2 protein-coding genes are annotated in these 2609 nt (G+C 65.3%); both read right to left on the minus strand.

Annotated elements, in window-relative coordinates:
* Positions 1-85: 85 nt before the first annotated feature.
* Positions 86-874, minus strand: coding sequence for an IS21-like element ISBmu1 family helper ATPase IstB (gene istB / locus CFB47_RS39920; RefSeq protein ID WP_012213993.1), 789 nt, complete (start codon positions 872-874; stop codon positions 86-88).
* Between the two features lie 4 nt (positions 875-878).
* A complete protein-coding gene (gene istA, locus CFB47_RS39925; protein WP_027809980.1) occupies positions 879-2390 on the minus strand; it encodes an IS21 family transposase in 1512 nt (503 codons plus the stop codon).
* Positions 2391-2609 lie beyond the last annotated feature (219 nt).

Below are 2609 nucleotides of genomic sequence, written 5' to 3' on the forward strand. Positions count from 1 at the left end.
TGTCGCGGGGCGGCGTAAAGGAGCCGGGGATGGGCGGCGTAATGGCGCCAGCAGAACCGGGGGTAAAACGCGGATTCGAACGGTTTCAAGGTTGCGGTTTTTTGCCGTTTTTGGCAACTGCATTTTGAGGGGGATCTGGCATCGGTTTCGGGGTGCGGTAACTGTCGCCCTCGAGGACGAGCCGGTAGGCGCCGTGGCGTAGTCGGTCGAGTGTGGCGGTGCCGAGGATGCGGTTGTCGGGGAACGCGGCGCCCCATTCACCGAAGTCGAGATTCGACGTCAGGATGGTCGCCGCGTGCTCGTAGCGGGCCGCGACGAGATCGTGGAAGTCCTCGTCCTGCGGGGTACGTAGCGGTTTGAGCGCGAAGTCATCGACGATCAGCAGCGGCACCCGGGCGTACTGCTGGAACTTGCGGTCATAGGCGCCGGTGGCGCGCGCGGCGTTCAATCGCTTGAGCAGCTCGGTCTGCGAGATGAACAGCACATCGCGGCCTTGGCGGGCGGCGCAGTGGCCCAGCGCCTGGGCCAAGTGGCTTTTGCCGGTGCCGGTTGGACCGGCGATCAGGATCGCGACCTTCTCGTCGAGATACCGGCCTGTCGCGAGATCATGAACGTGTGAGCGGTTCAACGTAGGCAGCCGGTCGAAGTCGAACGTCTCGAGCGTCTTGCCCATCGCGAAGCCGGCGCGCAGCAGACGGGTGCCGAGCTTCTTGTGTTCGCGACGGGCAACCTCGTCGTGCAGCAGCATGGCAAGGAACTCGGTATAGGCGAGCTGCCCGTCGATCGCCTGACGGTTGCGCTGCTCAAGCGAGTCGAGGATGCCGGACAGGCGCAGCTGTTTGAGGATGGAATTCAATTCGGGACTCGGGTTCATGGTGTCAGTGGATCAGCAGGGATTGGAGATCACGGCCGAAGCGGCCGCCGTTCTGGTAAGCGCCAGTCGGGGCCGACGCGGGACGCGGCACCGGTTCGCTGTCCAGGCCTTTGTCGAGGATGCCCTTGATGGTGCTGTACTTCGCGCTGCTGAACGCGAGCGCACGCTCGCAGGCTGCTTCCAGCCTCTGATCGCCGACTTTCTGTCGCAGCCGGATGATCCCCTGCGCGCCGCGCAGGTTGACGAGCACCTTGTCGTTGAACAGCGCGAGGATCACGCCGTGGCACGACGGCCCGATCTCCTTCGCGCGCGCCAGACACCACTGCGGATCGTGCTCGAGCCAGGCCTGCGCTTCGGGCGGCTGGTGATCTCGCACCGTGTGGCGACCGCCGGCCCGCTGCCGCGGATGGGTTGCGACGAGTTCATGCCGATGGAACAGCTGGATGACCGTATCGGTCGCCTTCAGCCAGAGCGACTTGCCGACGAGCGTGAACGGTGCAGAGTACAGCGCGTGCTTGTAGACGACGTGGCCGTCGCGATGGACCGCCACCTCCTTCCAGACCGACAGTACCGGCGGCACGTCCGGCAATGCAGCGAGCAACGGGCGCTCGACGCCGAAGCGCGTCAGCGGCCGTTCGTGGACGGTGCCGTGGATACGAGTGCCGGCCTGCTGCATCACCCATTCGCGCAGTTGCCGGTTGGCGTCGGCCAGATCCCGGAACTCGCGCAGCGGCACGAAGGACTTCTTGACGTATTTGACGCCCGATTCGACGACGCCCTTCTTCTGGGGATCGTGCGGCGGACAGGCGTCGATCCGGAATCCATATCCCTCGGCAAGCGCGGCGTACGAGCGTTGCACCGCCGGCTCGTATCGACACGCCCGGATGATCGCGCACTTCGCGTTATCGATGATGACCCGGTCGGGACAGCCGCCGAACCATTCGAAGGCGCGCCGGTGGCTGGCGAGCCACGTCTCGACGGTCTGGTCCAGCACGATCTCGGCATACTGGTGGCGCGACCAGCACAACGTCATCACGAAGATCCACGTCCGGACCGCAATGCCCTCGACCGTCAGCACGGGTCCCGCGCCGAAGTCGACCTGCGCGGCGTCGGCCGGTGCGAAGTCGAGGATCGTTGTGGTGGCCACGCTGCGCTCGGCAGCCAGATGGCGCAGCATGCGCTTCACGGCACAATAGCTGCCGGCGTAGCCATGATTGCGTTGAAGGGCGGCATGGATCGTGGTGCCCTGAACGCCGGCGGCAAGCCATTCGCGGACCTGTTCGCGATATGGCTCAACCGTCGACACACAGGTGTGCGGCAGGTGCGGCGTGCGCCCGAAGACACCCGCGATCGTAGCGTCGTCCGGCAGCGGCTGCACCGGATCCAGCCAACTACGCGCTTCAGCCTCGCGGCGCACGGTCGTCAGCTTCTTGCGCCCCATCAAACCGCCGCGCGCGATGTCGCGGTCAGAATCGCCTTGCCGCATGCGGACAAGGACTTGGCGGTATTCAAACAATTCGAACCTCCTGTTGGCCATGGACGCTCCGTTCAAAAAGAACGGAGCGTACCGACTCGGAAAGTTCGAACCGCGTTCTCGCCCTGATGCTGCTGGCGCCTATGCGCCGCCCCTAACGTGGCGCCATTACGCCGCCCTTGGACTGGCGCCTATGTGCCGCCCCTCAAGTGGCGCCCTTATGCCGACCCCGCATTGGCTCCATAGCGCCGCCCCGTGACA

Origin of the sequence: Burkholderia sp. AU27893, from assembly GCF_002223205.1 — a bacterium.
Classification (GTDB): domain Bacteria; phylum Pseudomonadota; class Gammaproteobacteria; order Burkholderiales; family Burkholderiaceae; genus Burkholderia.

Coding starts and splice junctions, on each gene's coding strand:
- istB (WP_012213993.1), bottom strand. CDS start 874: ATGAACCCGAGTCCCGAATTGAATTCCATCCTCAAACAGCTGCGCCTG.